24 protein-coding genes and 1 pseudogene are annotated in these 26935 nt (G+C 65.5%); 6 read left to right on the plus strand and 19 right to left on the minus strand.

Features of this window, described 5'->3' with window-relative positions:
* Positions 1–52: 52 nt before the first annotated feature.
* Positions 53–1165, minus strand: coding sequence for a VIT1/CCC1 transporter family protein (locus NQK35_RS09160; protein ID WP_257113968.1), 1113 nt, complete (start codon positions 1163–1165; stop codon positions 53–55).
* 38 nt (positions 1166–1203) lie between these two features.
* Positions 1204–1524 (minus strand): YtxH domain-containing protein, encoded by a 321-nt coding sequence (locus NQK35_RS09165; protein WP_257113969.1) that lies wholly within the window; start codon positions 1522–1524, stop codon positions 1204–1206.
* Positions 1525–1790: 266 nt separating this feature from the next.
* Between NQK35_RS09165 and NQK35_RS09170 the strand changes: the two genes are divergently transcribed.
* The gene (locus NQK35_RS09170; RefSeq protein WP_257113970.1) at positions 1791–2600 is read left to right on the plus strand and encodes a lysophospholipase; all 810 of its coding nucleotides are present in this window, start codon (positions 1791–1793) and stop codon (positions 2598–2600) included.
* 74 nt (positions 2601–2674) lie between these two features.
* On the opposite strand, the gene NQK35_RS09175 is transcribed toward NQK35_RS09170, so the two are convergent.
* A complete protein-coding gene (locus NQK35_RS09175; protein WP_257113971.1) occupies positions 2675–3760 on the minus strand; it encodes a PfkB family carbohydrate kinase in 1086 nt (361 codons plus the stop codon).
* Between the two features lie 118 nt (positions 3761–3878).
* Between NQK35_RS09175 and NQK35_RS09180 the strand changes: the two genes are divergently transcribed.
* From NQK35_RS09180 to NQK35_RS09195, 4 genes are all read left to right on the plus strand, one after another.
* The gene (locus NQK35_RS09180; protein WP_034232182.1) at positions 3879–4577 is read left to right on the plus strand and encodes a trimeric intracellular cation channel family protein; all 699 of its coding nucleotides are present in this window, start codon (positions 3879–3881) and stop codon (positions 4575–4577) included.
* 99 nt (positions 4578–4676) lie between these two features.
* A complete protein-coding gene (locus tag NQK35_RS09185) occupies positions 4677–6089 on the plus strand; it encodes an amino acid permease (protein ID WP_306456031.1) in 1413 nt (470 codons plus the stop codon).
* Positions 6090–6206: 117 nt separating this feature from the next.
* On the plus strand, positions 6207–6944 hold the full coding sequence (locus NQK35_RS09190; protein WP_257113973.1) for an HNH endonuclease family protein: 738 nt from the start codon (positions 6207–6209) through the stop codon (positions 6942–6944).
* Between the two features lie 175 nt (positions 6945–7119).
* On the plus strand, positions 7120–8046 hold the full coding sequence (locus tag NQK35_RS09195) for a VanZ family protein (RefSeq protein ID WP_257114798.1): 927 nt from the start codon (positions 7120–7122) through the stop codon (positions 8044–8046).
* A gap of 70 nt (positions 8047–8116) precedes the next feature.
* On the opposite strand, the gene NQK35_RS09200 is transcribed toward NQK35_RS09195, so the two are convergent.
* From NQK35_RS09200 to NQK35_RS09260, 13 genes and pseudogenes are all read right to left on the minus strand, one after another.
* Positions 8117–8758: a response regulator transcription factor gene (locus NQK35_RS09200; protein ID WP_257113974.1), complete on the minus strand. Its 642-nt coding sequence runs from the start codon at positions 8756–8758 to the stop codon at positions 8117–8119.
* 85 nt (positions 8759–8843) lie between these two features.
* Positions 8844–9977 carry a sensor histidine kinase gene (locus NQK35_RS09205; protein ID WP_257113975.1) on the minus strand — a complete coding sequence of 378 codons (1134 nt, stop codon included), beginning with the start codon at positions 9975–9977 and terminating at the stop codon, positions 8844–8846.
* Between the two features lie 9 nt (positions 9978–9986).
* A complete protein-coding gene (locus tag NQK35_RS09210; RefSeq protein WP_257113976.1) occupies positions 9987–10778 on the minus strand; it encodes an ABC transporter permease in 792 nt (263 codons plus the stop codon).
* Between the two features lie 100 nt (positions 10779–10878).
* The gene (locus NQK35_RS09215; protein WP_257113977.1) at positions 10879–11598 is read right to left on the minus strand and encodes an ABC transporter ATP-binding protein; all 720 of its coding nucleotides are present in this window, start codon (positions 11596–11598) and stop codon (positions 10879–10881) included.
* A gap of 1475 nt (positions 11599–13073) precedes the next feature.
* A complete protein-coding gene (locus tag NQK35_RS09220) occupies positions 13074–14987 on the minus strand; it encodes a dipeptide ABC transporter ATP-binding protein (protein ID WP_257113978.1) in 1914 nt (637 codons plus the stop codon).
* Positions 14984–15952, minus strand: coding sequence for an ABC transporter permease (locus NQK35_RS09225; RefSeq protein ID WP_009212657.1), 969 nt, complete (start codon positions 15950–15952; stop codon positions 14984–14986). The genes NQK35_RS09220 and NQK35_RS09225 overlap by 4 nt, the downstream gene beginning before the upstream one ends.
* A complete protein-coding gene (locus NQK35_RS09230) occupies positions 15945–16871 on the minus strand; it encodes an ABC transporter permease (protein WP_048728631.1) in 927 nt (308 codons plus the stop codon). Before NQK35_RS09230 ends, NQK35_RS09225 begins: the two co-directional genes overlap by 8 nt.
* A gap of 287 nt (positions 16872–17158) precedes the next feature.
* Positions 17159–18750 (minus strand): annotated as a pseudogene (locus NQK35_RS09235) (peptide ABC transporter substrate-binding protein).
* A gap of 266 nt (positions 18751–19016) precedes the next feature.
* Positions 19017–19916 (minus strand): ABC transporter substrate-binding protein, encoded by a 900-nt coding sequence (locus NQK35_RS09240; protein ID WP_257113979.1) that lies wholly within the window; start codon positions 19914–19916, stop codon positions 19017–19019.
* Positions 19913–20608 carry an ABC transporter permease gene (locus NQK35_RS09245; protein ID WP_257113980.1) on the minus strand — a complete coding sequence of 232 codons (696 nt, stop codon included), beginning with the start codon at positions 20606–20608 and terminating at the stop codon, positions 19913–19915. Before NQK35_RS09245 ends, NQK35_RS09240 begins: the two co-directional genes overlap by 4 nt.
* Positions 20605–21243, minus strand: coding sequence for an ABC transporter permease (locus tag NQK35_RS09250; RefSeq protein ID WP_257113981.1), 639 nt, complete (start codon positions 21241–21243; stop codon positions 20605–20607). Before NQK35_RS09250 ends, NQK35_RS09245 begins: the two co-directional genes overlap by 4 nt.
* The gene (locus NQK35_RS09255; RefSeq protein WP_257113982.1) at positions 21240–22073 is read right to left on the minus strand and encodes an ABC transporter ATP-binding protein; all 834 of its coding nucleotides are present in this window, start codon (positions 22071–22073) and stop codon (positions 21240–21242) included. The genes NQK35_RS09250 and NQK35_RS09255 overlap by 4 nt, the downstream gene beginning before the upstream one ends.
* Positions 22070–22540, minus strand: a complete 471-nt coding sequence (locus tag NQK35_RS09260) for a MarR family winged helix-turn-helix transcriptional regulator (RefSeq protein WP_257113983.1) — start codon at positions 22538–22540, stop codon at positions 22070–22072. Before NQK35_RS09260 ends, NQK35_RS09255 begins: the two co-directional genes overlap by 4 nt.
* Before the next feature lie 281 nt (positions 22541–22821).
* Between NQK35_RS09260 and NQK35_RS09265 the strand changes: the two genes are divergently transcribed.
* Positions 22822–23526, plus strand: a complete 705-nt coding sequence (locus tag NQK35_RS09265) for an ion transporter (protein WP_257113984.1) — start codon at positions 22822–22824, stop codon at positions 23524–23526.
* A 400-nt stretch (positions 23527–23926) separates the two neighbouring features.
* Here the strand turns inward: NQK35_RS09265 and NQK35_RS09270 are convergent, their stop codons facing one another.
* The 3 genes from NQK35_RS09270 to NQK35_RS09280 form a co-directional block, all read right to left on the minus strand.
* The gene (locus NQK35_RS09270; RefSeq protein WP_257113985.1) at positions 23927–24958 is read right to left on the minus strand and encodes an RES family NAD+ phosphorylase; all 1032 of its coding nucleotides are present in this window, start codon (positions 24956–24958) and stop codon (positions 23927–23929) included.
* A gap of 83 nt (positions 24959–25041) precedes the next feature.
* Positions 25042–26001, minus strand: a complete 960-nt coding sequence (locus tag NQK35_RS09275; protein ID WP_257113986.1) for a sce7725 family protein — start codon at positions 25999–26001, stop codon at positions 25042–25044.
* Positions 26002–26005: 4 nt separating this feature from the next.
* On the minus strand, positions 26006–26881 hold the full coding sequence (locus tag NQK35_RS09280; RefSeq protein WP_257113987.1) for a sce7726 family protein: 876 nt from the start codon (positions 26879–26881) through the stop codon (positions 26006–26008).
* Positions 26882–26935 lie beyond the last annotated feature (54 nt).

Raw genomic sequence — 26935 nt, forward strand, 5'->3', positions numbered from 1 at the left:
CGCCTCGAATGGGCGCAGGCGCCGCGCGCGGCCAGGTCGGTGCTTCAGGCGGCTAGCCGAGCGTCGTGCCGAAGAGGAACCCGAGCAGGTAGGTGACCCCCGCCGCGCCGTAGCCGACCAGAAGCTGACGCAGGGCGCGCGGCGCTGGCGACTGCCCGGAGAGCACGCCGACAACGCCGCCCGTGAACAGCAGGGCCAGGCCGACGATCACGGCGGCGGCCATGATCGCCGCGGTACCCGTGGCGCCCATCAGGTAGGGGATGAGGGGAGCGAACGCTCCGACGGCGAAGAAGGCGAAGGACGAGAGCGCCGCCCGCATCGGCGTGCCAACCTGCTCGCCCGCGCCCTCGGACTCCGCGGCTGACCCCAGTGCGGCGCGCACCGCGATCGCCCCGGACTCGCCCGTGGCGGGCTTGGCCAGCTTGGCGAAGACCTGCGCGGCATGGGCCTCGGCCTCGGCCTCGGCCTCGCCGCGCGCGCGGAAGACGAGGGCGAGCTCGTTGGCGTTGACATCCAGGTCGGGCACCGCCTGGTGGGCGTCGGGGTCGGGAATCGAGGCGTCCAGCAGCTCTCGCTGGCTGCGCACGCTGACCCACTCTCCGGCGGCCATCGACAGCGCGCCCGCCAGCAGGCCGGACACGCCGGTGAGAAGCACGGTGTGAGCCTCCATGCCGGAAGCCGCCACGCCGAGGACGAGGGCGAGGTTGGACACGAGCCCGTCGTTGGCTCCGAAGACTGCGGCGCGGAACGTGCCCGCCAGGGTCTCGCGCGACTTGGCGGCCAGGGAGCGGATCACCTCGGCGTGGATGTGCTCGTCGGCCTGCATGTGAGCGGGCACGTCATCGTCAACGTCGCGGGAGGAACGCTGTTCCGCCCGCTGGGCCATCGCCAGGATGAAGATCGTGCCGAAGAGGTGGGCCAGGACGGCGGCTGCCCGCGTGCGCAGGGGAGGCTTGGGAGCGGGCAGGGCGTGCTCGCCCAGGCGCGCGAGCCAGTACTCCTCGTGGCGGCGCTCGGCATCCTCGAGCTGGCGGAGCACGGCCCGCTCCTCGCCCGTACGGCGCTCGGAAAGGTCGCGGTAGGTGCGCGCCTCCATGCGTTCCTCGGCCAGGTGCTTACGCCAGCGCTTGATCTGCGCGCGCGTCGGCTCATGCTCGGCGGACATTTTCTCGCCCGGCGACGAGGCCCGGGGGTTCATCGCGCTCAGCGGTGCGCGCGGTCGGAACCGAGCTGCGCGGGTTCCTCGCTCGCGGTCGCGTCGACGACGGGCGATGCGGGCGTGGCCGGGGCGCCGAAGAGGCGCTCCTTGACGGCGTCGGCGACCTTGTCGGTGACCTGTTCCCCGCCCGCGCGCACGATGTCGGACATCTTCTGTCCCGCGGCGTCAAGTGGACGGGCGACGACGGGGAAGCGGCGGAACTTTGCGACGCCGACGCGGATCTGCTCGTAGCGCTCGCGCCCGGCGCGGGTCCCCAGGACGTATCCGATGCAGATGCCGACGAGGATCCCGGTCTTGGTTCCCATTGAATGTCCTTCTTTCGCTGCGTGTGGCGGACTCGGCGCGGCCGGGCGCGCGGTGGCGGCGCCGGGGCCGGACTCGTCGGCCCGTACGTGTCCTCATCTTAGTGGGGGCGGTGGCCGGATCGCACGCGCCCGATGTTCCGGCGGGGCGTGTCCGGAGCGGGCGGGCTTGTCACATGTGTGCACAGTGTGAGCTTTCGCTTCACAGGAGGCAGCGAGAGCGCTATGTTGGATGCGTGAGCCGGGTAACGATTCAAACTCCTCGGGGGGTGTCCCTGTCCGGGACCTTCACGCGCCCCGTGGACTGCCGCGACGCCGCGGTGATCTTTTCTCACACGTTTCTGTCGGATCGTCACGCGTCGGGCATGTTTGACATGCTGGGGCGCGCGCTGCGCCGCGCGGGGTACGCGACTCTCTCCTGTGACTTCTCGGGCCACGGCGAATCCGGGGACGAGATCATCGCGTTCGAGCCGCTGATCGAGGACTTCCGTTCGGCCTCGGGGTGGCTGGCCGACCAGGGGTTTGAGCGCCAGGTGTGCGTGGGTCACGAGTTTGGTGCCACCGTCGCCTTGCGTGCGTGCCCTCCAGCAGTCCAGACCTTCATCCTGGTCTCGCCGGTCCTGGGGCCCCTGTCCTACGACTGGAGCGTCGTGTTCTCCGAGGTGCAGCTGTCGGATCTGGAGCTTCACGGAACCACGACCGTCCCCGACGACTCACAGTCCGTGCGCCGCCAGTTCACCATCTCGAAGCGCACGCTGGCCGACATGTCGATGGTCTCAGCCGAGGAGGTGCTCAGTGGCCTCGACGTTCCCGTCCTCATCACGCACGACCCCTTTGATTCGGAGACCGGCCTGCTGGATCGCACGCGCGACGCGTTCCACATGCTGCCCGACGGGTCGGTCGTCGAGATGATCGCCGTGCCGGACTCCGTCGTTGATGGGTACACGCCGCCCGAAGGGGTGCCCGTCGCGGGCGAGGTCGTGGAACGGGCGCTGCATGTCTCCGACTCCGCGAACTTGCCCGACCTGCGTGACGTTGCCTCCCGGTGGGCGAGCCGCTGGGTGCCTGTCGGCAGGTAGGTCTCGCCGCGCCGGGTCCCGAGCCGCATCGTGATCGCGCGGGGCCGACTGGCCTGACGCGGGGCCCGTCGCCGCTACCAGCCGCGCACCAGCTCCTCCAGCTCCGGGGAAGCACGCCACCGCCTCGTCCCGAAGGAGGACACCGACACCCCGGCGACCGCCGAGGCGAAACGGATGATGGCCTCCGGGTCGGCGTCACCGGCGCGCTCGATGGCCCACGCGAAGGCCCCGTGGAACGCGTCGCCCGCGCCCAACGTCGAGGAATCCTCGACGCGTCGGACCGGAACCTCTCCGCGCGCCCCGTCCCACCAGTACTGCACCGAACGCTCCCCGCGGGTGCGCACCGTCCGCGTGATGCCGAACCCGCGCAGGAAATCGGCGACCTGTTCCCCGTTCGGGCGCGCCATCACGGGCGGGCAGAAGTCTTCGGATACGACGGCAATGTCGACCAGGCCAAGGAGCGAGGTGAGCCAGTCCTTCCAGGAGCCGCCGTCGAGGATGCGCGGGTGGGGCACTTCCGCCTCAAGGAGGGCAAAGGGGTCGTCCTCTTCCACCCGCTCCATGCCGAGGGTCAGGGCCTCGTGCGCCAGGGAGGGATTGTGCCCGTCGACGAGGACCACCCCGACGCGTGTGGGAAGGAGCGGAGCGATGCGTGCGGCCTCCACGTCGAGCCGCGCGTTCGTGGAGGCCACCATCCGCCCCTCGGGATGCTCAATGATCGACGACACGGCGGGGACTCGCGCCGACGACGAGGCCGCAGCGGTGCCCTCGTCGTTCCCGTCCGAGGACGGCTGCGCGCGTGCCGTGGCATCCGCGACGCGCACCCCGGCGCAGGCAAGATCGGCGGCGAGAAAGGCAGCCACGGGTCCCTCCCCGAGCGCCGTGAGGAGAAGCGGCGCGTCGCCCGATTCCGCTCCTCGCTCAACACTTTGTTCGCCGGCGCGCGAGCCGGGCGCGACGCTTGAGGAGGGGCGCTCGGCAGAGGCGGCGGCGCGGCGGGATGCCGCACACAGCGCCGCGTAGGTGACCGCCGCGTTGGTCGCCGGCCCGCCCGCAGCCATCGTGAATCCGGTGGACGTCACCTTGACGGTCGGGTCGGGAGCGTGGTCGAGTCGATGCAGGACGTCCAGGGTCGTGAGTCCGGCGAAGAGAGCGGTCATGGGCCCATTGTCGCACCCGCGCGCACTCCCTGAGAGCGGGCAAGAGATTGGCGTCTCATCCCAGGATCAACGCTGTACCATGGTGAAGAACGACACCCATCGACCTCTTCGGACCGCCATGCACCCGCTAGACGCCTTGAACGACTCTCTGCCCGAGATATTTCGAGCCATCGACCTGATGGGCGTCCTCCTCAACGGCATCCTCGGGGGCAAGGTCGCGCGCGAACGCAACTTTGACGCCGTCGGCTTCTGCATCCTCGCGATCATGACGGCGCTCGCTGGTGGCATGATTCGCGACCTCCTCCTCGCCACGCGCTCCGGCGCCCCCGTGGCCATCACCGACCCGTACTACCTGGGATTTGCGATCGTCGGCGCCCTCGTTGCGATGGCCTTCCGCATGGATTCGCGCGCCTGGTCGGTGCTCCTGGTCATCGCTGACGGCATGGTGCTCGGCTGCTGGAGCGCGACCGGCGCGATCAAGACCCTCGACGCGGGCTTCGCGGTCATGCCCGCGATCCTCCTGGGCATGATGACCGCCATCGGCGGGGGCATGGTGCGTGACATCTCCGCCGGGCTGGTCCCCCGCGTCTTCGGGGGCAATAACCTGTACGCCACCCCGGCCTTCGCGTGCTCGGTCGTGACCGTCGGATTCTGGTTCCTCGGCCAGCCGGTGCTCGGCATGGGCGCCTCCATCATCGTGGGACTCGTGTTCACCGCCATGGCGCACTGGCGACGCTGGAGGCTCCCGCAGACCCGCGAGTGGACGATCACTCTCACGTACTCACAGCTCAAGGCCCTGCGTCGGGGCAGACGATAAAATGGCCGCGTGAATCCTGAGTCAACACCAGCCTCGTCGGTCGGCGTCGCATCCGTGGCGGTCGGCGAACGCAAGCCCTTCAAAACGTGGCATCTGTCCATGATGGCCCTCGGCCTCGCGATCGGGGCCGGTTTCTTCCTGGGGACGGGATCGGCGATCCACCAGGCGGGACCCGCGGTCATCGTGTCCTACCTCCTGGCTGCCGCCATCGTCGTGTCCGTGATGCTGGCCCTGGCCGAGCTCGCGTCCTCGCTGCCGACGACCGGTTCTTTCTCCTCCTACGCCGAGGCCGGGATCGGCCGGTGGGCGGGATTCACGATCGGGTGGCTGTACTGGGTCATGCTCATCATGGTGACCGGCATCGAGGTCACGGGTGCCGCGACGATCTTCGTCGACTGGTTTCCCGCCGTGCCCCAGTGGGTCGTTGCCCTGGTGATCGTCGTCGTCATCGGCGGCATTAACCTGCTGTCGGCCGGGCAATACGGTGAGATTGAGGCATGGTTGTCGATGGTGAAGATCGCGGCGATCGTCGCCTTCCTGTGCGTGGGGGTGTGGCTTCTCGCCCGAAGCGCCGTCGTCGGCCCGTCGCCCGGTCACGCGGGCATCTGGCACAACATCGTCGGCAACGGCGGTTTTGCTCCCAACGGTATCCCCGGCATCGCGGTCGGCTTGCTCGCGGTCATCACCTCTTTCGGTGGCCTCGAGATCGTGACGATCGCGGCGGCCGAGGCCGAGGACCCCAGGGAGGCGATGACCAGCGCGATTCGTTCGGTCATCACCCGCATCCTCGTGTTCTACGTCGGCTCGGTGGTCCTGTTGATCGCCCTGCTTCCCTGGGACAGCGACGAGATGAAGACAAACGCCTTCGCGGCCGTCCTGTCTATGGCGGGCGTGCCGGCCGTGGGAACCATCATGAACGTCATCATCTTCATGGCCCTCATCTCGGCGTTCTCCGCGAACATCTACGCCTCCTCCCGCATGGCCTACTCCCTGTCCGCGCGCGACATGGGGTGGCGCTGGCTCCTGGGGGCCGAGGCCTCGCAGTCCGGCCGCCTGGGTCCCTCCGCCCAGGCCGTCCTGCGGGGAGACGAAGAGGGCCTGGGCGCGGAGATGGTCGGCGACATGGAGGCTGGACGCACGCCGACACGCGCGGTCGGGCTGGTGGTGGTCCTCGCGCTGCTCGCGGTCCTGGGCAACTGGTTCCTTCCCGGGGCGATCCTCACGATTCTCATCAACGCGATCGGCATGGTGCTGCTCATCGTGTGGACGTTCATCATCATTTCGCTCATGCGCCTGCACCCGTCGCTGGAGCGGTCCGGGAACCTGGCGATCCGTATGCCCGGCTGGCCGTGGTTGCCGTGGGTCGTCCTCTCGGGGCTCGGAGGTATCGGGGTCCTCATGCTCATGAGCGACGAGGGGCGCGCTCAGCTGGTGTCGATGGGTGCGCTGACGCTCATCATCGTGTGCGCGTACTTCGTCCGTCAGCTCGTGCGTGCGCGCTCGCGCTCCTAGCCGCCGTCCACAGGCTACCCGTCGGCGGACGCCAGATGCGGGCGCCCCGGCGCATCATGGGAGAGGCCGGGAACGAGGCGCAGTGCCGCGGCCCGACGTGAGGGAGGAGGAAGCCGCGTGAGTCGTCGACGTCGCTGGAGCGTGGGAGACGCGATGGGTGTGGTCATCATCGTTGCCGCCCTGGTGTGGGCGTTCGCGCCCGGTGTGGGATGGGATCTGCTGGGCCTGCGTTCGCGCCTGGGGTGGCCGCCGCAGCGCAGCGGCGAGGCCCTGTCCTCGCTCCCCGACGGCGAGGCGGCCCGCCAGCTGCGCGCTCTGACGGTGCGCGACCACGACGTGGAGAGCGAGACCCCCGACTACGATCGCGGCGAGTTCGGCCAGCGGTGGGCCGACACGGACCACAACGGGTGCGACACGCGCAACGACATTCTTGCCCGCGATCTCGCGCGCCCCACGTTCAAGGAAGGCACCCGAGGATGCGTGGTTCTCAGCGGCACGCTGGCCGAACCCTACACCGGCAAGACGATCGAGTTCCGCAGGGGGGAGAAGACCTCGTCCCTGGTCCAGATCGACCACGTGGTCGCCCTGGCGGACGCCTGGCGCTCGGGCGCGTGGCAGTGGGAGGTGGGGCGACGTCAGGAGTTCGCGAATGACCCGGACAACCTCCTGGCCGTTGACGGGGACGCCAACGAGGACAAGTCGGCCTCCGCGGCCGACCGGTGGCTGCCTCCCAACGCCGCTTTCCGGTGCGACTATGTCAAGCGTCAGATCTCGGTCAAGAGCAGATACGGGCTGAGCGTGACCCGCTCCGAGCAAGACGCGATGGCGCAGCAACTGTCAACCTGTCCAGGCTGAGCCCGCCCAGTTTTTCCGCGTGCCCCTGCGGCACCGGATGTGGAAAAGTGACCAACCGCAACCGGGTGATTTTCGGGCACACTCTCGCAGTGTGTCCATCGGTTGTGGGACTTTCCGCACGGGCGTGACTCGACCCGGAATTGGCGGTATTGTTCCCCTCAGCGAGGGGGATGACATGTACACGGCAATCAACTGGGCGTGGGACCTGGGGCTCTACGCGGGGCTCAGCGCGCTGACATGCGGCCTGTGGTGGCTGGTCGGCTTGTGTCAGGACCGAGGATACGTCGGCAGGTGCTCGAAGGACTGCGCCTCGGGGCCGTGCAGGTGCGCGCGCTGGACCTACCGCCGCGCCCAGCGGCTCCGCGCCCGAGGAGCGCGCGCTCGGTCCTCCTCCCGCCGCAGCGGCGCCGCTGACTCCTCCCGGCCCTCGCGCCTCACCGTGTCCGAATCCCTGCCCCTCATCTACCGGCGCTCCGAGCACGCGGGAGCCCTCCTGTCTCGCCCCGAACACCCCGACACCCCCGCGACCTCGGAGATTCCGCTGGTCGGCGCCCCGGCCTCGATGTGGCGCCTGCCGCGCGCCCTTCCCCTCGCCTGGTTCCTCTACCTGTCGGGGCTGGTCATCGTCACCCTCCTGCCCCTGCCCTCGGACCCCGCCGCCGCGTGCGCCGCCATCGTCCACTGGGACAACTACGTCCCCTTCGGTTCGCTGGCCGCGGTGGTCGAGCAGGCGCGCGAGGGCGAGGCGGCCAGGGCGGCCCTCTACGCGCTGTCGATCCTCCTCAACGTCGTGCTCTTCGTTCCCCTGGGTGCCCTCGCCGAGGCCACGTGGCGCATCCGACGCGCGTCGGCGCCCGTCCCCCCTCCCTCGGGTCGTGACGCTCGCGTGACCCCCCTTCGCCGCGTCCTCGTGTGGGTGGTCCTCGGGTGCGCCCTGTCGTGCCTGATCGAGGCGACCCAGTACACCGGTCTCTTCGGGCTGGTGCCCTGCACGTACCGCGTCGTCGACATTGACGACGTCATCATGAACACGCTCGGCGCCTACCTGGGCGTGCGGCTCCTGCCGCGCGTGGCGCGCAGGTCGTGGTTCATGCGCGCGTAGCCCTCCACGTGGCCGAGTTGGAGCGGCATCGCCGTGTCACCGCGATGCCGCTCTCGCGGCTCGTGCCCGTCTACAGCCAGCCGGCCGCCCGCGCCAGGGATGCCGCCTCGGCGCGGGTGCGCGCATCCATCTTCAGCATCGCCGAGGACACGTGATTGCGGACCGTCCCCTGGCTCAGGGTCAGCGCGTGGGCGATGTCGGCGATCGTGCCACCCCCCTCGACCTCGCGCAGCACGTCGGTCTCACGCGCGGTGAGCGGGGAGGCCCCCGCGGACAGCGCGTCGATCGCCAGGCTCTGGTCGATCGTGCGGCCACCGGCGGCGACCGTTCGCACGCCGTCCACGAGATCTTCAACCGGCGCATCCTTGACCATGAAACCGGAGGCTCCCGCCGCCAGCGCCCGCTGGAGGTAGCCCGGGCGCCCGAAGGTCGTGACCACGAGGACACGCACGCTCGGGAAGCGCGTGCGGATCGCCTCCGTCGCCGTGATTCCATCCATGCGCGGCATCTCGACATCGATGATGGCAACGTCCACGGACGGGCGGGTGCGCGGCGCGGTTTCCTCGACGGACAGGCGCGCCAGCTCGTCGAGGGCCTCGACGCCGTTGGCGGCCTGCGCGACGACCTCGATGTCGGTCTCGAGATCCAACAGGCCCGCCAGGGCGCCTCGAATCATGGCCTGGTCGTCGATCACCATGACGCGGATCGTCACATTGCCCTCCCGTCCGTACGCATCTCGGACATAAGGGTAGCGCAGGTGCCGCACCATGACCGGCAGCGGCGGACGGGCGACGCGCTCACCGGGGCTTGTTCGCCTCGGGAATCTCGTCAGGCGCGGCGGCCGCGTCGGCCTCGGGGAAGGACAGGGCGAGCGTCCACTCCTTGCCCTCGGGCCCCCACGACAGCTCGCCCTCGTCGCCGACCAGCTCGGCGAGGCCGTGGAGGCCCGACCCCGATCCGGCGGTGGACGCCGCGTAGTCGGGGGAGTAGCCGTCGCTGACGACCCGCACGCCCGCAGGGGAAAGCGTGATGCTCACGCGCGTGGGCTTGGAGTGCAGGAGCGCGTTGGTGACCCCCTCGCGAATCACGTGTGCGGCGGCGCTGGAGCGCGGACCCGAGGGCGGTTCGCCCGAGTCGACGATGTCGGCGTCAATGCGCGCGATCTCGAGCAGCGAGCGGGCCTCGGCGAGCTCCTCCGCGGGGGAGAGCGCGCGAGTGGCCGCGACGATCCGGCGGACGTCGGCCAGGGCCTCCTGCGACTGGGCTGTGATCGCCTGGATCTGCTGGCGTGCCTCCGCGGTGCGTCCCGCGTCCAGGAGGCGGCCCGCCAGCTCCGAGAGCATCGAGATCCCCGTGAGCGAGTGCCCGAGGATGTCGTGCAGGTCCGTGCTCAGGCGCGCTCTCTCGCCGACCTTCGCGCGCTGGATCGCCTCCTGGCGGCGCAGTCGCTCGCGCACCGAACGCTCCATGCCTGCGCGTGCCCCGCCGACGAGGACCCCCAGCAGGGCCAGGTACGCGAGCATCCACAGCGGGGTTCCTTCCGCGAGCGCGGTGACGGCCGCGAGGACGCCGATCGGGACGATGCCCGGGAGCAGGTAGCGCAGGGGGGCCTGGAAGATCCACGCGACCAGCAGGTAGGAGAACATCATGTAGGCGTAGGGGAGCCCGATCCGCCAGGCGTAGAGGGCGTAGATCACGGAGACGGCGGCCAGGCACGCGTGAGAGATCACGAACGGCCTCGTGAAGGAGTTGCGTCCCGGAGGGGGATTCGTCAGCCACGTGGCCGCGTTGGCCACCGCGAGGAGCAGGCACGCGCCGATGACGCCCGCGCCCTCAAGCCTGTTAGGCATGTCAAGGGCCGAGGAGATGGGGAACCCCATGAAGAGCATCCACGGGGCCGCCCACGCCAGGGAGATCAGTCGCTCTTTCATAGCCGCACCCTAGCGGTTCGTGTCGTGCGAGGCACCCCACCAGGCGATGAGCGCCGGGATGAGCGTCCATGCCGCGAGGTTGAGCCAGGCGGCGGTGCTCATCGGGTTCCCTCCGCTGACCGCGTAGACGGCCTGCACCACGCCGTAGAAGGGCGTGAAGGGGGCGACGTGGGCGACGAAGGACGGCATCTGGTCGAGGGGCATGAACATGCCCGACGCGAAGGCGCTAAATACCATGATGAACGCCGAGGCGCTGTAGGCGTTCTCGCCCTTGATCGTGTAGCCGCAGGCCAGTCCGATGAGGGCTCCGAGCGCGGATAGCCCGATCACGACGGCGGCGCTTTCGGCCCAGACGGCGGCCGCCATGTGGGCCCCTGTGGCGATCCCGAAGCCGAAGGCGATGGCCGTGATGAACGCGCTCAGGACCATGAGGGCGCCGAGCCGGGCCAGGAGGATCACCCACGGTTGGATGGGGGTGAGGGCGTACATGCGTGAGATGCCGGTTGTGCGCTCCACGGACACGGTGGCTCCCAGCGATCCGCCCACCAGGAGGACGCCGTAGGTGGTCATCATGACGATCATCGCGGCGGCGACGTTGCCGCGCGCGGTGAGCGTGTTTCGGGCGGTGTCGGTCATGCCGAACATGGCGTACATGAAGAGTGGAAGGACCAGCGCGAAGGCCATGTTCCACGGGTTGAGGATGTGGGAGCGGAAGGTGGTGAACCACAGTCGTCCCGCGCCCGTGAAGGGGCCGGGGATGACGTGGTTGGTCGTGCGTGCGGGTGTGGCTTGAGCGGTCATGATTCCTTCTGTGGGTCTGGGGGCGAGGAGGTGGCCTCGTCCGGGGGTGCCTCGCGCGGTGGGACGCGTTGAGGTGAGCGGGGTGGGGGCAGTCGCGGCGTCACTCGGTCTCGGAGTGCGACGCGATGCGTTCGAAGACGTCCTCGAGGTCCTCGCCTTGGGCGACGACCTCCTCGGTGGGGGCGTCCAGGACGATGTGCCCCTCGTCGATGATGATGATGCGGTCGGCTTCCTTGCGCGCCTCGGTCAGGTAGTGGGTGGCGAAGAGGAGCGTGCGCCCGGAGGCGGTCTCTTCGCGCATCGTGTCCCAGAACTTGCGGCGGGCTAGGGCATCCATGCCGGCGGTGGGCTCGTCGAGGATGATGAAGTCCGGGTTGCCGGCCAAAGCGAGGGCGAGGCGCACCCGTTGCACTTCGCCGCCGGAGAGCTTGGAGAGGCTGCGCGCGGCCAGCGGGGCGAGGCCGGTCCGCTCCAGGAGCTCGTCGGTCGTAACGGGGCGTGCGTGCATCGAGGCGACCAGGTCGATGGTGGATCGAACGCTTCCTCTGCGCGGTAGGGAGCCCGACTGGAGCATCGCACCCACGAGGGAGCGACGCACGGCCTCTCGCGGGCTCATGCCGTAGACGCTGACGTGTCCGGAGACGGGCTTGGCCAGGCCGAGGATGATATCCAGGAGCGTGCTCTTGCCCGCGCCGTTGACACCCAGGAGGGCGACGATCTCGCCGGGGGCGAGGGTGAGGCTGACGTCGCGGAGGGCGTCGACCGTGCCGAATGACTGGTGGAGCGAGTGGGCCTGTACGGCGGGTGTTGTCGTGTTCATGACATCAGTGTGCCCCCCGCCTCGCGCGCGCAGAAGTGCCCTTTGAGGCAGGGGGGTGGGTGACAAATGTCAGGGGTGCGTGTGGGGTGGTCTGTTGTCCGGGTAGGCTCGCTCGCGCATGCAATTCCCACGAGCTAGTTCTCTATGGTGTCCGAAAACGTTGGAATTGCAACGATGTGACTTCAATGTGTGAAAGGTTAACAGGGGAATTGCATGCGAAATTGCTTCGGTTGGTGGCTGTCGCTGTGGCTGTCCGCGTGCCCGTCACTGCGCACGTTGGCCCGATAGGTGGCGGCCTGGGCCCTTTGATGCGCACCTGGGCCCGATGACATGCACGTGGGCCCTCTCACCCGCACGTTAACCCGACGACATGCGCGTCGCACGCTCACGCAACTCCATCGAATACTTACGCTGGCCAGACATCCCAAACCTCCAATCAGGCCTAAGACACTCTCCACAATACCTGGGACACATCAGGGCCCACCTAAAAGCATGCACACCGTGCCAGACACCAATGTGCCCAAAACGCAGACCACCTCGCCAACAACACCCCGTTTTCACCGGTTTTTGCCGAGGTGGTCTGCACTCTGGCGAGCACATCGCCTCACGTCGTGGCCGCACTGCCGCCGCTCGGGGGGGGGAATTGCACTACATGAGCGTCCCAGGCGCGCGCGACGTGCGGCAGCGTCGCCGTCGCTCGGGGGGAAACTGCACTACATGAGCGTCCGACACGCCGGTGACACACCCCCAGAGGGCTTCATGTAGTGCAATACCCCCATTGCTGCCCCGATCGGCAGCTATGCGTGACAAACGTCGTCAAACCAGCGCGATTTCAATCGCCTTGTGCGGACTCCTGTTACAAACGTCGTCAATCTGCGCCAAAAATACCTGTATTCTCAGCGAATAAGCCGTTGGATTGACGACGTTTGTAACAACCACACAGGAATCCACACAAAAAACGCCTTGGACTGAAGACGTTTGTAACAACGCACAGCCGAACATCCCGTCATCACTGCAACCACCCATCAGCACATCAGGCCCCACTGGTGTGGAGGGACCGGAAGGCCAAGAGGGCCTGGCTGCGGTGCCCGTGGGCGGGGCCAGGAGTAAGGCTCCAAACAGCGACCCGGCCCCACTGGTGTGGAGGGACCGGAGGGCACAAGAGGGCCTGGCTGCGGTGCCCGTGGGCGGGGCCAGGAGTAAGGCTCCAAACAGCGACCCGGCCCCACTGGTGTGGAGGGACCGGAGGGCACAAGAGGGCCTGGCTGCGGTGCCCGTGGGCGGTGGCGGGGCCTGGCCGGGTTTCGAGGCGACGCGCCGAGCGAAGCTCGCTGCGCGGATGGCTCGCGGGCGGGCCGCCGCCCACGGCGCAGCCTGGCCCAGCGGGGCCACAAGCAAAGCCCGGAACAAAGACACAACAAACAGCGTGGGGTCCGAAGCGCCTCAGCGCCTCGGACCCCTTCCGCGTCAGTGGCTCACAGGTTGAGCTGAATGCCGCGACCGGGGACGGCCTCGATCAGCTCCCGCGTGTAGTCCTGAACGGGGTTGTTGAAGAGCTCATCCGTCGTGTTGGCCTCGACGAGCTTGCCCTTCTCCATGACGATCACGTCGTCGGCGATCTGGCGGACGACCGCCAGATCGTGCGTGATGAACAGGTAGGACAGTCCCAGCTGAGCCTGCAGGTCGTTGAGCAGGTAGAGAATCTGGTTCTGGACCAGCACATCCAGCGCGGAGACGGCCTCGTCCAAGACGATGACCTCCGGGTTGAGCGCGAGGGCACGGGCGACGGCCACGCGCTGACGCTGACCGCCCGAGAGCTCGTTGGGGTAGCGGCGCATGGCGCTGCGCGGCAGCGCCACCATGTCGAGGAGCTCCGAGGCGCGCGCGATGCTCAGCTTCTTGGGATTGAACTCGCGCTTCTCGGCGGCGCTCAGGGAACGCTTGGCGTCGGCTGCCTCAACCAGGACGCTCATCCATTCTTCGGGCTCGCGTCCCGTGGCCTCGGCGCGCTTGATCTCGGCGCGCGCGTAGTCCAGGGTCCCGTATCCGTGGATCTTCAGGGGTTCCTCGATCAGGCGGTAGATCGAGAACATGGGGTCCAGGGAGCCGTAGGGGTTCTGGAAGACCGCCTGGAGGCGCCTGCGCAGTCGGAAGAGCTCCGCCTCGCTCATCGTCGAGGTGTCCTGCCCGTCGAAGTACACGGTGCCCTTCGTGGGGGTCAGCAGGTGCAGCACCATGTTGGCCGCCGTGGACTTGCCCGAGCCGGACTCGCCGACGACCGCGAGGGTCGTGCCGCGACGCAGCTCGAAGGAAACGTCGTCGACGGCGAGGAAGGTGTCGTTGCCCTTCTTGGCGCCACGGATGTCGAACTCCTTGGTGAGGTGCTCGGCCCGGATGATGGCCTCCTTGGAGGTCGCGCCCTTTCCGGCTCCCGTGAGCTCCTCCTCGGTGACCTGGATGCCGCGCTTGTGTGCGGACTCGATGCGGGCCGAGGCCAGGGACGGCGCGGCGGCCACGAGGCGCTTCGTGTAGGGGTGGCGCGGGTGCTGGAGGATCTCCAGGGCGGGGCCGGATTCCACGATGCGTCCGCGGTGCATGACGACCAGCTGCTCGGCGCGCTCGGCTGCCAGGCCGAGGTCGTGCGTGATGAACAGAACGGCGGTGCCCATCTCGCTCGTGAGCTTGCCGAGGTGGTCCAGGATGCGGCGCTGAACGGTGACGTCCAGGGCGGAGGTGGGTTCGTCGGCGATCAGCAGCTTGGGGTGCGCGGCCATGCCGATGGCGATGAGGGCGCGCTGGCGCATGCCGCCGGAGAACTCGTGCGGGAACTGCTTGGCGCGGCGCTCCGCGTCGGGCAGCCCGGCCTCCTCCAGGAGCTGGGTGACGCGCGCTCCCACCTCAGAGTGCGACACGACGTTGTTGGCCCTGAGGGCTTCCTTCACCTGCGTGCCCACGCGGAGCACGGGGTTGAGGTTGCTCATCGGGTCCTGGGGGACCAGGCCGATGCCGGAGCCGCGCAGCTCCACCCACTGCCTGTTGGTCAGGTGGGTGATGTCACGGCCGTCGAACTCGATGGTGCCGCCCGCGACCTTACCCGTTCCAGGGAGCAGGCCGATGACCGCGGCGGCAGTCGTGGACTTGCCGGAGCCGGACTCGCCGACGATGGCGACGGTCTGACCGGGGTAGATGGTCAGGTTCGCGCCGCGCACGGCGGGGACGATCCCCGTGGAGGAGGTGAAGGTGACCTCCAGGTCCGTGATCTTGAGGAGGGGCTGGGCGTCCTCAGGGTGGATGTCGGTCGCGGCCGGGGCCGCGCTGGGGGCGACGGCCCGCTCGACGACCTCTTCCATCTGAGTGTCGGAGAGCTGGGGGGTGTTGGTTTCGCTCACTTGCGTGCCTTCGGGTCGAGGGCTTCGCGCACGGCGTCACCCATCATGATGAAGCTGAGAACGGTCAGGGCCAGGGCCGAGGCCGGGTAGAACAGGACCATCGGGTTGGTGCGCAGGGCTGTCTGGGCGGCGGAGATGTCGGCGCCCCAGGAGACCACCGACGGCGGCAGGCCGATGCCCATGAAGGACAGGGAGGCCTCGGAGACGATGAAGGTACCCAGCGCCACGGTCGCGTACACGATGATCGGCGCCATCGAGTTCGGGATGATGTGGGTCATGAGGATGCGTGCCCGCGACGCACCGGTTGCGCGTGCGGCGGTCACAAACTCCTCGTTCTTGGCGGACAGGACCGAGCCGCGAGTGATGCGGGCGATGGACGTCCACCCGAACATCGACAGGACGACGACAACCATGGCGATGGAGCGCGAACCCTTGAACATCTGCATGAAGACGATGGCGGCCAGCAGCAGCGGGATCGCGAAGAAGACGTCGGTGATGCGCGAGAGGAGGGCGTCGAACCATCCTCCGAAGTATCCGGCGAGGGCTCCGATGGTTCCGCCGATGAGGGAGACGGCGATCGTGGTGAGGATGCCGACCGAGACGGAGGCGCGTGCACCGTAGACGACGCGCGCGTAGATGTCGCAGCCCTGCTTGTCGAAGCCGAAGGGGTGGCCGGAGGTGGGGCCCGCCAGGGAGGAGGACAGCTCGCAGAACTTCGGGTCGGTGGAGGTGAAGAGCCACGGGAATATCGCCAGGAGGGCCGCGCAGGTGATGATGAATGCTGCGATCCAGAAGATCGGGCGGCGGCGCAGGCGCTTCCACGCCTCACCCCACACGGACGAGGGGGCGCCCTCGTCGGCGACGGCGTCGACCGCGCCGAGACCCGTCTCGTCGATGTCGGAGACGTAGTGGTCCTGCCCCGCGCGGGTCCGGGCGATGTTAGCGGAAGGAATCTGGTCACTCATAGCGGATCCTCGGGTCGAGCACGGCGTACAGGAGGTCGACGATCAGGTTCGCGATGATGTAGACCAGCACGAGCACTGTTGTCACCGACACGACGGTCTGGGGTTCGCCCTTGATGATGGCGCTCCACAGGGTGCCGCCGACGCCGTGGATGTTGAAGATGCCCTCGGTGATGATGGCGCCGCCCATGAGGGCGCCAAGGTCGCCGCCGATGAAGGTGGCAACGGGGATGAGGGAGTTACGAAGAATGTGGCGCGTCATCACGACGCCGCCGGATAGGCCCTTGGCGCGCGCGGTTCGCACGTAGTCGGCCGAGACGTTCTCCGACACGGACTGGCGGGTGAGTCGGATGACGTAGGCCAGCGAAACGCCGCCGAGCACCATGGCGGGCATCGTGAGGCTCCGTATGTCGACCACCTGCGAGGCGGTGGTGGGCAGGAGGGCCAGCTGGACGCCCAGGACGTACTGGAGGACGAAGCCCAGAACGAAGGTGGGGACCGAGATGAGGAGCAGGGAGACGACGAGGATCGTCGAGTCGAACCACTTTCCTCGGCGCATGCCCGCGATGACGCCCAGGGCGATGCCAAGGATGGTCTCGATGGCGAGGGCGTAGATGGCCAGCTTCGCGGTCGTGGGGAAGGCGTTGGCCATGATGGACGTGACCTTCTGACCGTTGAACGCGGTGCCGAAGTCGAGGGTGAAGACTCCCTTGAGGTACAGCAGATACTGCATCCAGAAGGGCTTGTCCAGGTTGTACTGGGCGCGGATCTGCGCGGCGGCGGCCTCGGAGAGGCCGCGGTCGCCGCCGAGTGCGGCGACGGGGTCACCTGGCATCAGGTAGACCATCGCGAAGATCAGAAAGGTGGCTCCGAAGAAGACCGGGATGGTCTGGAGGAGTCGCCGTCCGATGTAGCGGAGCATGGACAATCCTTTAGTGTTCGTGTCTGGGGATGGGGGGTCCCGATCCCGTGGGGCGCCTCCAGCGGGAGGCGGACTATGAGTTCATCATAGGGTAAAGATTGGGCAAATGGCGCGCGAGCGTCTCGATTTGTCTGTCGAACCGATGGCCACCGTTTGGTGCGGAGGCACGTTCTGCGGGAGAACCGCCTGATGGAGGTCCTTGCTGACGCCGATGAACGCCTGGAATGTGCGGGGGGGCGGGCGGCTCGTGCCGCCCGCCCCCCGACGAGAGGTGAGAGTCTAACAACTCACTTCTTGGTGATCTGGTAGGCGACGGGCTGTCCCTTCCAGTCGAAGTTCACGTTGCTGACCTTCGTGGACCATGCGCCGTTGGCGTTGGTGTACCACAGCGGGACGACGGGCATGTCCTGGAGCAGGATGGTCTGGGCCTGTTGGAGGATCTTGTTCGCCTCGTCGGAGGAGGTCGCGGAGGACGCCTGGGTCAGCAGGGAGTCGAACTCCGGGTTGGAGTAGTGACCCTTGTTGGAGGAGCCGCCCGTGATGAACTGCGGCTGCAGGAAGTTGTACAGGGCAGGGTAGTCACCCATCCAGCCGTTGCGGAAGGCGCCGGTCATGGAGTCGGAGTCTTCGGCGTTGAGGAGGGACTTGAAGTCGGCGAAGGGGTTGCCTTCGGCCGCAATACCCAGCGTGTTCTTGATGGAGTTGGCCGCGGCGTCCACCCATTCCTTGTGCCCGCCATCGGCGTTGTAGGCGATGGTGAAGGTGCCGTCCCAGGGGGAGATGGCGTCAGCCTGTGCCCACAGCTCCTTGGCCTTGTCGGGGTTGTAGGTCAGGACGTCGTTGCCTGAGATGTTCGCGTCGTAGCCGGCCAGCGTCGGGGCGGTGAAGTCCTTGGCGGGGGTGCGGGTGCCGTTGAAGATGGTCTTCGTGATGGTCTCGCGGTCCACGGCCATGGAGATGGCCTGGCGGCGCAGGCGGCCTTCCTCGCCGCTGAAGTGATCCAGGTACTGCGGGATCGTGAAGTACTGCGAGCCGGCGTAGGGCTGGTTCACCGTGCGGCCCGAGAGTTCGGACTCGTAGGTGGCGAACACGGATGCCGGGACGGCGTCAAGGACGTCCACGGAGTCGGAGGAGAGGTCCTGGTAGCGGCGTCGAGGCTGGAGTAGAAGATGAAGGTCACGCCTTCGTTCTGGGGCTTCTCGTCGCCGACGTAGTTCTCGTTGGGAATCAGGGAGATCTTGACGTTGTGCTCCCACGCGTCGGCCGAGGCGAGCTTGTAGGGGCCGTTGCCGACGGGCAGCTGGCCGCCGGCCTCCGGGTCGCTCAGCGTGGAGTCGGGAAGCGGGGCGTAGGCGGTGTATCCGAGGCGGGAGATGAAGTCCGAGGTGGGGTTCTTCAGCTTGGCGGTGAAGGTGTAGTCGTCGACCTCGGTCAGGCCGGTGATCTCACCGTTGCCCTCGTCGTCGGTGCCCTCGAAGAAGTCGAAGAACGTCGCCTGCGGCTGGTTGGCGGAGGTGACCAGGTTCCAGGCCTTGGTGAAGTTGTGGGCCTTAACGGGAGAGCCGTCGGAGAACTTGCGGTCATTGTGGAGCTTGATTGTCCACTCGGTGGCATCGCTGTTGGGCTCAATGGACTCGGCGACGTCGAGGACAGCCTTGCCGTCGTTCTCGTAGCGCACGAGCTCGCTGAAGACAGCGGTGAGGATCTTGCCGCCGCCGTTCTCGTTGGTCATGCCGGGCAGCAGCGGGTTCTGGGGCTCGGAGCCGTTGAGGGTGACGATCTTGTCGCCGGAGCCGGTTGACGTGCCGGTGCCACCACAGGCGGTCAGGGCGAGTGCGGCGGCCGCGGGGATGACGAGCCATGCCTTCTTCAGGTTCATGGATTCTTCCTTCTGGTCGATGGTTGATCTGGGGGCGACGCCCTCAGCTATGGTCCGAGCCTAACCCGGTGCGCATGAAAGACTCCAAGGATGTCCATCATGTGCGCATTACATTTTGGTTACAAATGTAAAATGTAGGTCAAATGATGGTGTGTGTCACACAAAGTGGGTGGCTTGTGTGTCCGCCTCGAGACGCGGCGAAGCCGCCGGCGGGCGCGGGCGAGGCCAGCGGCCCTGCGCGCACCCGCCGAGGCGTCCAGGCGTCGTCAGGACGCGAATCCCTCCGAAGTCAGCCAATCCCGAGCGATCTGCGAGGCGGACTTCTGCTCCTGGGTCGAGGCCCTGTTCATCTCGATGAGATCCGACGCGTCCAATGCCGCGCTCACGGAGTTCAGCACGGAAGCGGCCTCGGCGCTCACTCGCGAGGACGCCAGAGGGACGACGTGTGAGGAGAGGAACAGCCCGGCCGGATCGGCCAGGACCGTCAGGTCCCCGTTCGCGAGCGAAGGATCCGAGGAATAGATGTTGGCCAGCTGGATCGTTCCGTCGGTCAGGGCCTTCACGGTCAGGGGGCCGCCGGAATCCTCAATCGGGGTGAAGGAGACCGTCACCCCGTAGGTCTGCTGGAGCCCGGTCGGGCCGTAGGGGCGCGTCTGCAGCTCCGAGTTGCCGCCCAGGACCAGGGGAGTGACGCTCGCGAGGTCGCCGATCGAGGCCACGGAGTGCTCGGAGGCGAAGGCGGTGGTCACCACGTAGGAATCCTGGTCGGTGGCCGCGGCCTGATCCAGGGCGCGCAGCCCGGAGGGGAGCGCGGCGGACAGGTCTCGGTACACGTCCTCGGAGGTCCTCGCCTGCGCGTCGGGCTGCAGGTACTGCAGCAGGTTGCCCGTGTACTCGGGGAACACGTCGATCGATCCGGCCGACAGCTCGGGCATGTAGACCTCGCGCTGGCCGATCCGCAGCTGGCGTTCGACCGAGAATCCGGCGCCCTCGAGCGCCTGGGCGTAGACCTCGGCCAGGATCTCGTTCGAGTAGTAGTCCTGCGACCCCACCACGATCGTGGTCGAGTCCCGGCTCCCTCCCTCCAGCGTGTTGGACGAGCCGCAGGCGGCTAACGCCAGTGCGGCGGCGCCGACGGCGGCCATCGTCATCATTGAGCGTTTCATTGGGACTCCTTTGGTGAGTGTTCCCCCGATTCGGGGAGAGAATGGGTGCGCGCCCGCAGCGCGCGGGTCAGGGTCGCCAGCGCCGCGTCGACCGCCAGAGCGAGCGCAACCACGACGATCGCGCCGCCGATCATCTGCGCGTAGTCGCGAGTCTTGAGGCCCGCGTAGAGGAAGCGCCCGAGCCCGTAGTCGGCCGTGTAGGCGGCGAGGGTGGCCGTCGCGATGACCTGCAGGGTCGCCGAGCGCACACCGGCTGCCACGAGTCCGGCCGCGTGAGGGGCCTCGACACGCGTGAGGACCTGCGCCTCGGTCAATCCGATCGCGCGGGCCGCATCCACGGTTGCGCGTGGCGTCGAGGCGATGCCCGAGTAGGTGGCCGACAGTAGGGGAGGAATCGCCAGGACCAGGAGGGCGAGCGTGGGAGCGGCCAGCCCGATCCCCAGCCACAGGCCGACGAGGGTCAGTACGCCCAGGGTGGGAACCGCTCGCGCACCGCCCGCTGCGCTCACCAGCCACCGTCCTTGTCCCGTGTGTCCGATCCACGTGCCTGCGGGGATCGCGACTAGTGCCGCGAGCGCCACGACGAGGGCGGTCAGGCCCAGGTGCTCCAGCGTGCGCGCGCCGATGCCCGCGGGACCCCACCAATTCGACGGGGTCGCCAGCCACGCGAGCGCGGTCATCAGGATGGTCATGCTCGGCCCCTTCCTACCCACGGGGTGAGAAGCCAGCCGATGCCTGCGATCGCCGCGTCGACGGCGAGCGCCAGGAGAACCGTCGCGGCCAGACCGGCCACGACCTCGGTGACGATTCCCCGCTGAAACCCGTCCGTGAAGAGGGTACCGAGCGACCGCACCCCAATGAATGCGCCCACCGTGACCAGTGAGACGGTCGACGTTGCCACGACGCGCGTTCCGGCCGCGATCACCGGTGTCGCCAGCGGGAGCTCAACCTCGGCGAAGCGCCGAAGGGCCGAGTAGCCGCATGCGCTCGCCGCCCTCAGGGTCGCGCGCGGGATTGCCCGGAACCCCTCCGACGCCTGGCGCACGAGGACGGCGACCCCGTAGAGGGTTAGCACCACGATCATGTTCACGGGGGAGCGCATGGCTGTTCCGATGAGAACGGGGACGACCACCAGGAGCGGCAGCGACGGAATCGCGTAGAGCGCAGACAGGGCGGAGAGCGCCCAGCCGCCTCGGCGCGAGAACGCCGCCCAGCGCGCGATGGGTACCGAGATGAGGACGGACAGGGCGACGGCTGGCAGGGCGATCCACAGGTGCGTGGCCGCGAGCTCGCCGATGAGGCCCCAGTTGGAACTCAGCCAGGTCACGACGCCGTCCCCTCGCCCCCGGAGCCGGGCGTCAGCGTCCCCACGGGGGTTCCCTCCTCGTCGACCAGGAGAGAACCCGAACCCGCCAGGCGAACGGGCCTGGCAGCGCGGGAAGCCCCGACGAAGTCCGCGACGAACTCCGAGGCGGGGGACGAGAGGAGGTCCGAGGGTGCCCCCACCTGTTCGATGCGCCCGCCGCGCGAAAGGACGGCCACCTGGTCGCCCAGGGTGAAGGCCTCGTCCACGTCGTGGGTGACGAAGAGGATCGTCGCCCCCAGCGCCGCCTGGATCTCCTTCAGCTCGCGCTGAAGGCCGGCTCGGACCAGCGGATCCAGCGCCCCGAAAGGCTCATCCATCAGCAGTATGTCAGCTCGGTTGGCGAGCGCCCTGGCCACGCCCACGCGCTGGCGCTGGCCGCCCGAGAGCTGGGCGGGGTAGCGCCTCGCCAGGTCCGGCTCCAGTCCGACGAGGTCCAGGAGCTCGCGGGCGCGCTCGCGGGCCTCGCGCGCGGGTGTGCCCTCCAGGCGGGGCACGGTCGCCACGTTGTCGGCGACCGTGCGGTGTGGGAAGAGGCCTCCCTCCTGCAGGACATAGCCGATAGAGCGGCGCAGGTGCACGGGATTCTCGCCGGCGACGTCGCGGCCGCGCACGAAGACGGTTCCCGAGGTCGGGGTGACCATCGCGTTGACCATCCGCATGAGCGTCGTCTTGCCGCAGCCGGAGGTGCCCAGAAAGACGGTCGTCGAGCCGCGTTCGACGGTGAGGGAAAAGTCCTCGACGGCGCGCGTGCCGCCCGGGTAGGTTTTGGAGACGTGGTCGAAGCGGATCATGCGTGAACCCCCTCGCTGGCCGAGGCGTAACGCCACACGGGGTCCCCCGACTGGCCGACGCTGGGCAGCATGTGTGCCAGCTGTTCTCGCTGGGGTGCGGAGAGCGCGGAGAAGGCGGTCTTCTGCGCGGCCTCGACGATCTGCGCGGCCGCCTCGAGGTGGGCCAGGCCCACGTCGGTGACCGTCAGGATCGTCGCTCGCCGGTCGTGCGTGCACCGGGTGCGGGTGAGCAGGCCGTCGCGGTGCAGGCGGTCCACGAGGCGCGACGCGGCGCCCAGCGTGATTCCCTGGCTGGAGGCCACCTCTTGAATCCGGCACGCGGGGGTGTCTCTGACCGTGCGTAGAACGAGAAACCTGCCCAGGGTCAGTGGGTTTCCCGCCCGGCTCAGGGCAGTCTCGACCGAGTTCCAGGCGCGTACTTCCGCGCGGATCAGGGCCGTAAAGAGCGAGGATGCTGACGTTGCCATGCGGATAGTGTCACACGACAATAGTTTCCATGTGAAGGGGATGTGAGGTGTCCCTCGCTGGGCTTCTTGACAACGGTGCGTCGCTGCTCGTGTCGTCCCGAGTGTTCGGGAGTAGTGTCAGGAGCACGCATGTCAAGACCATCGAGAGGAGCTGTTGTGCTCACTGTTGGAACGATCACGGCCCTCCTGGCGGCGGCCCTCCACGCCTCTGTCCTCCTTGATGCCTCCGCGCGCGTGCGCGCCCCGGGGCAGCGAGTGCGCATTGAGGAGGGGTGACGCGCGTGCGTGAACGTCTCTACTCCCTGGTGAACGGCGAGGAGGGGGAGGCGATGTGGTGCGGTCGCGTGATGACCGTGCTCATCGTGGCCAGCCTCGTTCCCCTGTGCTTCAAGGACAGCAATGCCGCGCTCGAGGCGGTCGAGTATGCGTGCGTCGTCGTGTTCATCCTCGATTACCTCGCCCGATGGGTGACGGCCGACCTCAAGCTGGGCAAGGGGGCACTGTCCTTCGTCATCTACCCCTTCACGCCCATGGCCATCATCGACCTCCTGTCGATATTGCCCGTTTTCCTCGCCCTCAACGACGCGTTCCGTACGCTGCGAGTGCTCCGCCTGTTCCGGGCGGCGCGGGCATTTAAGCTCATTCGCTACTCCAGGAGCGCCTCTGCCATCTCCGCCGTTTTCGAAAAGCAGCGGCAGGCCCTGCTCGCCGTCCTCTGTTTCGCCATCGCCTACATCCTCGTGAGCGCCCTCGTCGTCTTCAACGTCGAGCCGGACACCTTTCACACGTTCTTCGACGCGGTGTACTGGGCGGTCGTCTCCCTCACGACGGTCGGCTACGGCGACCTGTATCCCTCGACCGATGTCGGGCGTGCCATCGCCATGATCTCCTCGCTCATGGGCGTCGCGGTCGTCGCCCTGCCCTCGGGCATCATCACGGCAGGCATGCTCGATGAACTGCGCGGCGGCGAAAATGAGGATGACTGATTGCGCGGGGTTTCCCGTCGCCTTGCGGCGCCTGTGAGGCAAAACTCGTTCAGTCTTTGACGATCGTGCCGCAGTGTCCGTGTTGATCTGCGCCTATCGAGAGTAGGTTGGAGTGCATTCAGTCGACTGTTTGCGAAAGATAACCCTGTGCTGATCCTCGGAATGATCGCAGCCCTCCTGGCCGCCGCCCTCCTCTGAAAAGTCCCGCGTAACACTCGTGCGGTCACCTTGTAGGTGCGCCTACAAACGTTGAAACTACACGCATTGCGTCGATGTGAGCTGTCGCGCACCAGGGGACTTACGTGCGGAAGTATGGAGACAAGCGAGGCCGGGACCTGACCCACCCCTCACAGCGGCGAGCGAGTGGCCGGGCCCCGGCCTCGTCAGCAAATGCGTCAGATCAAACGTCGAGTGATTGAACCTCTGCGCTGAGTGCCGAGACGCGAAATAAACGAGGTGAGCCAATGAGTTCTGAAAACTCGGTCGGTTCAAAAATGCATACGTTAAACCCATCGGAACATAGCGTACTGTCATAAATTAATCCATGAACATGCTTGACTTTGAAGTATTCGCAGAAAATTTGTGTATGAATGTAACCCAATGGGTCGTCGGAAGCGACAGGCTGCGCTAGGATCTTGCTAAGATACGTATAAACGGCAACCTTTTGAAGGTGATTGGCTATACACTCCGAATGTGGAAAGTACTCAAATCCAAATAAGGCTGAGACTGATGTCTTTCTCAAATCAAGTAGCAAAGGATCGTTTCGAAGCGCAACGTCTGCGACGGTGAAGAAGTCTGCCGGTGTAGCTCTGATTTCCAGTGCCGCGGTGCGTTCACTGCTGGCCAAGTAGAGAAAAGAAATTCCCGGGGGGTTAATCCGACCGCCTTTGCATAACTGGATTGGGGCAGCCCCCATATCCTTAATTTCGTATGGTGAATGAGAGCCATCTTCGTTAAGCTCTGAACCAAGTCGAGCGCGGTATAAGTAATTTGTTTCGGTATCTGGCTGAAAATATGAGCTTGATGGCTTGGCGCTCTGAATCAATAAATCTAGTGCGCCGAAAATGAATGAAGATGTTCCGTGCTTATCGAAGAAGAATCGGTGCGATGTTTTGAGTTCATCGTGGAAATCGTCAATCATCCGCCAAAAATTGAACTCCTCTTTTAGTTGATAACTTCCCTGTGAGTCAGACCCAAAAAGTGAGCTAACGATTTCCCTATGCGTATTAGGATCTGAAATATTGGGAAATAAACGAAAATCCTCCTTAAGACAGGCGTGAAGAACCTTGCCAGAAGAGTCTACTCGGTAGCAATCGAGTAAACTTTCTGCAATATTTGAAGAAATCTCACTATCAAAAAAAATACCTTCCCCGCCTTTTGAGTATGGACAATGCGTACGTGATGGGCTCTTAGAAAACAAGTCCACAAGCATGTGCTCAGCATGTTGCAACGGCATGCCTAGGCATGTAGAACAGAGGTGTGTTGACATCGCAAGTTAAAGCTGAAATCTGAAACTCATCCATTGACAGCTGGGGCCGCAGATATGCTTGAGCACGCTGACGCGACAACGTGGAGATGATGCCACATAGATAGCTTTTTGAGCATGCCAAGACCGGGAAAGTGATTGCGCGCCCTATAATCGAGCAGCTCGAGTAAAGCCGGTGTGTTGGGGATCTGAAAATTCTGTGCTTGATAGTCGTTCTCGAGCTTAGTAAGTGCCTCTTTTGCTTTATTAGCAACGTCCGATATGTCAAAATTGGAATCGGAAATATAGTGTTTGATCCAAATCGTATTCTCGTCGTTTATGTTGAGATATGTTAGATGGATGGCAACGGCGTAGGCTGGTCCCCCACCTTCTTTGTACTGTTCACCAATCGTAAGGTAATCGCCAAAGTGACCGAATCTGTCTCTGCTGTATGTTATGTGAAGATCGGAGAAAAACTCTTCGGGTGGATAGTCACGATTTCTCATGAGTTGGAAGCCGTCTCTAATTACAACACTGTTATTCGCAAAAGCATTTTTGTAGAGGTGTCCGGGATTCGCGAGAAATATGTTAAATGTCGGTGTAAGTTGCCTCGAGCTAAGTTCCGCTACCAGCCACGCGTGATTTTGATATCCCGCATGAATCAGGGCGAAGGACTCTGTTGGAAGAGCGTCGAGAAGATCACGAATCTGCTCTTTCGTGAGGTCATATGTCAATTTGATCCCAGTAATGGTAAATGAATTCGCCGGAATTGACCGAAGAAGACTGTGAATAGCTGAATAGTCATTCGCATGATCTCCAGCCGAAGGGTTCATGATTACTATATGTCGCGCTATTTTCTCGTTTAAGGAGTTGATACACTTTTCTAACTGTTTTGTGTTAGAACGTACCGGTGCGATAATTGGCACCTGATGGTTGGCTGCAAGAAATTCAGCTTGCTCTCGGAGGAGGATTAGTTCGAACTGTTTTCCTCGAAAGTAGGGGAAGTACATGATGTCACAGACCTTCCTTGCTCTGAATGGGTGTTGTCTTAAGCTGTTCTAGTAGTGTCGTAACTTGCCCTGTTTTTCGCAAATGTGACAGAACAAATGATCTGAGTGGTCTAGGAACTTGAGTGATATCGGCTTGCGTAAGGCCAGGCTTACGGCTGCTTTTCAAGGTTGAAACGAAGGCGTGTGAACAGCTTTGACTCCCAAGTTCTTTAAATATATCATCGATTGCGTGTCGTATGAGCATATTTGGAACATTTGGGATGGGAATTCCTAGACTTTTGAGGGCTGCAAATGCTTCTGGGATTGTCATTGTGCGAGAAATTGCGACTGGGTCTATCAACTCCCAGTTAGTGGTTGCTTCTCGCACTGTCTGGAGAGTGTAGTCGCGCGATAGCGTTATAATGCCGAGGTGCTTGGGTAGGTCGCGCTCGAGGCTTAGGAGTCGCGTTGTGGAGGCTACAACATATGTTTGTTCGAAGACCTTTGAGTAGTTCTCTACCTGAGATGCTAATCGTCTGAGTGTGTCTCGTTCTGACTTGATTTCGTAGACTGTGGAAGTCCCGTTGAGCACCACGAGGTCTGCGAGTGACGATCCGACGCGGAACTCCTGGATTGGTGTGGCTGTGTTTATCGAATGTTTGCCGACGACAACCTTGTCAATGATCGCATTTCTGTAGACGTAATCAGTTCTGTTACCTTCTCGTCGCAAGATGCTGTAGGTCTTGTTGATTGTTTCCGAAAGGGGACAGCTGGGAGATAAGCGCAGTTCGATTTGCAGTGCTTCGATCAGGCTTTCTTGTGCGTCTGTTGCGCCATCAGATAGGAGTGATTTGAGCGTCGAAGGGGTGAAGAGCGTGGCTGCCATGTTTGCGACGTTCATGGATCTGCCTCCTCTCTGCGTGTACTAGGACTAGGTTAGCAATCTAGGAGTCTG

Source organism: Schaalia odontolytica, from assembly GCF_024584435.1.
Lineage (GTDB): Bacteria > Actinomycetota > Actinomycetes > Actinomycetales > Actinomycetaceae > Pauljensenia.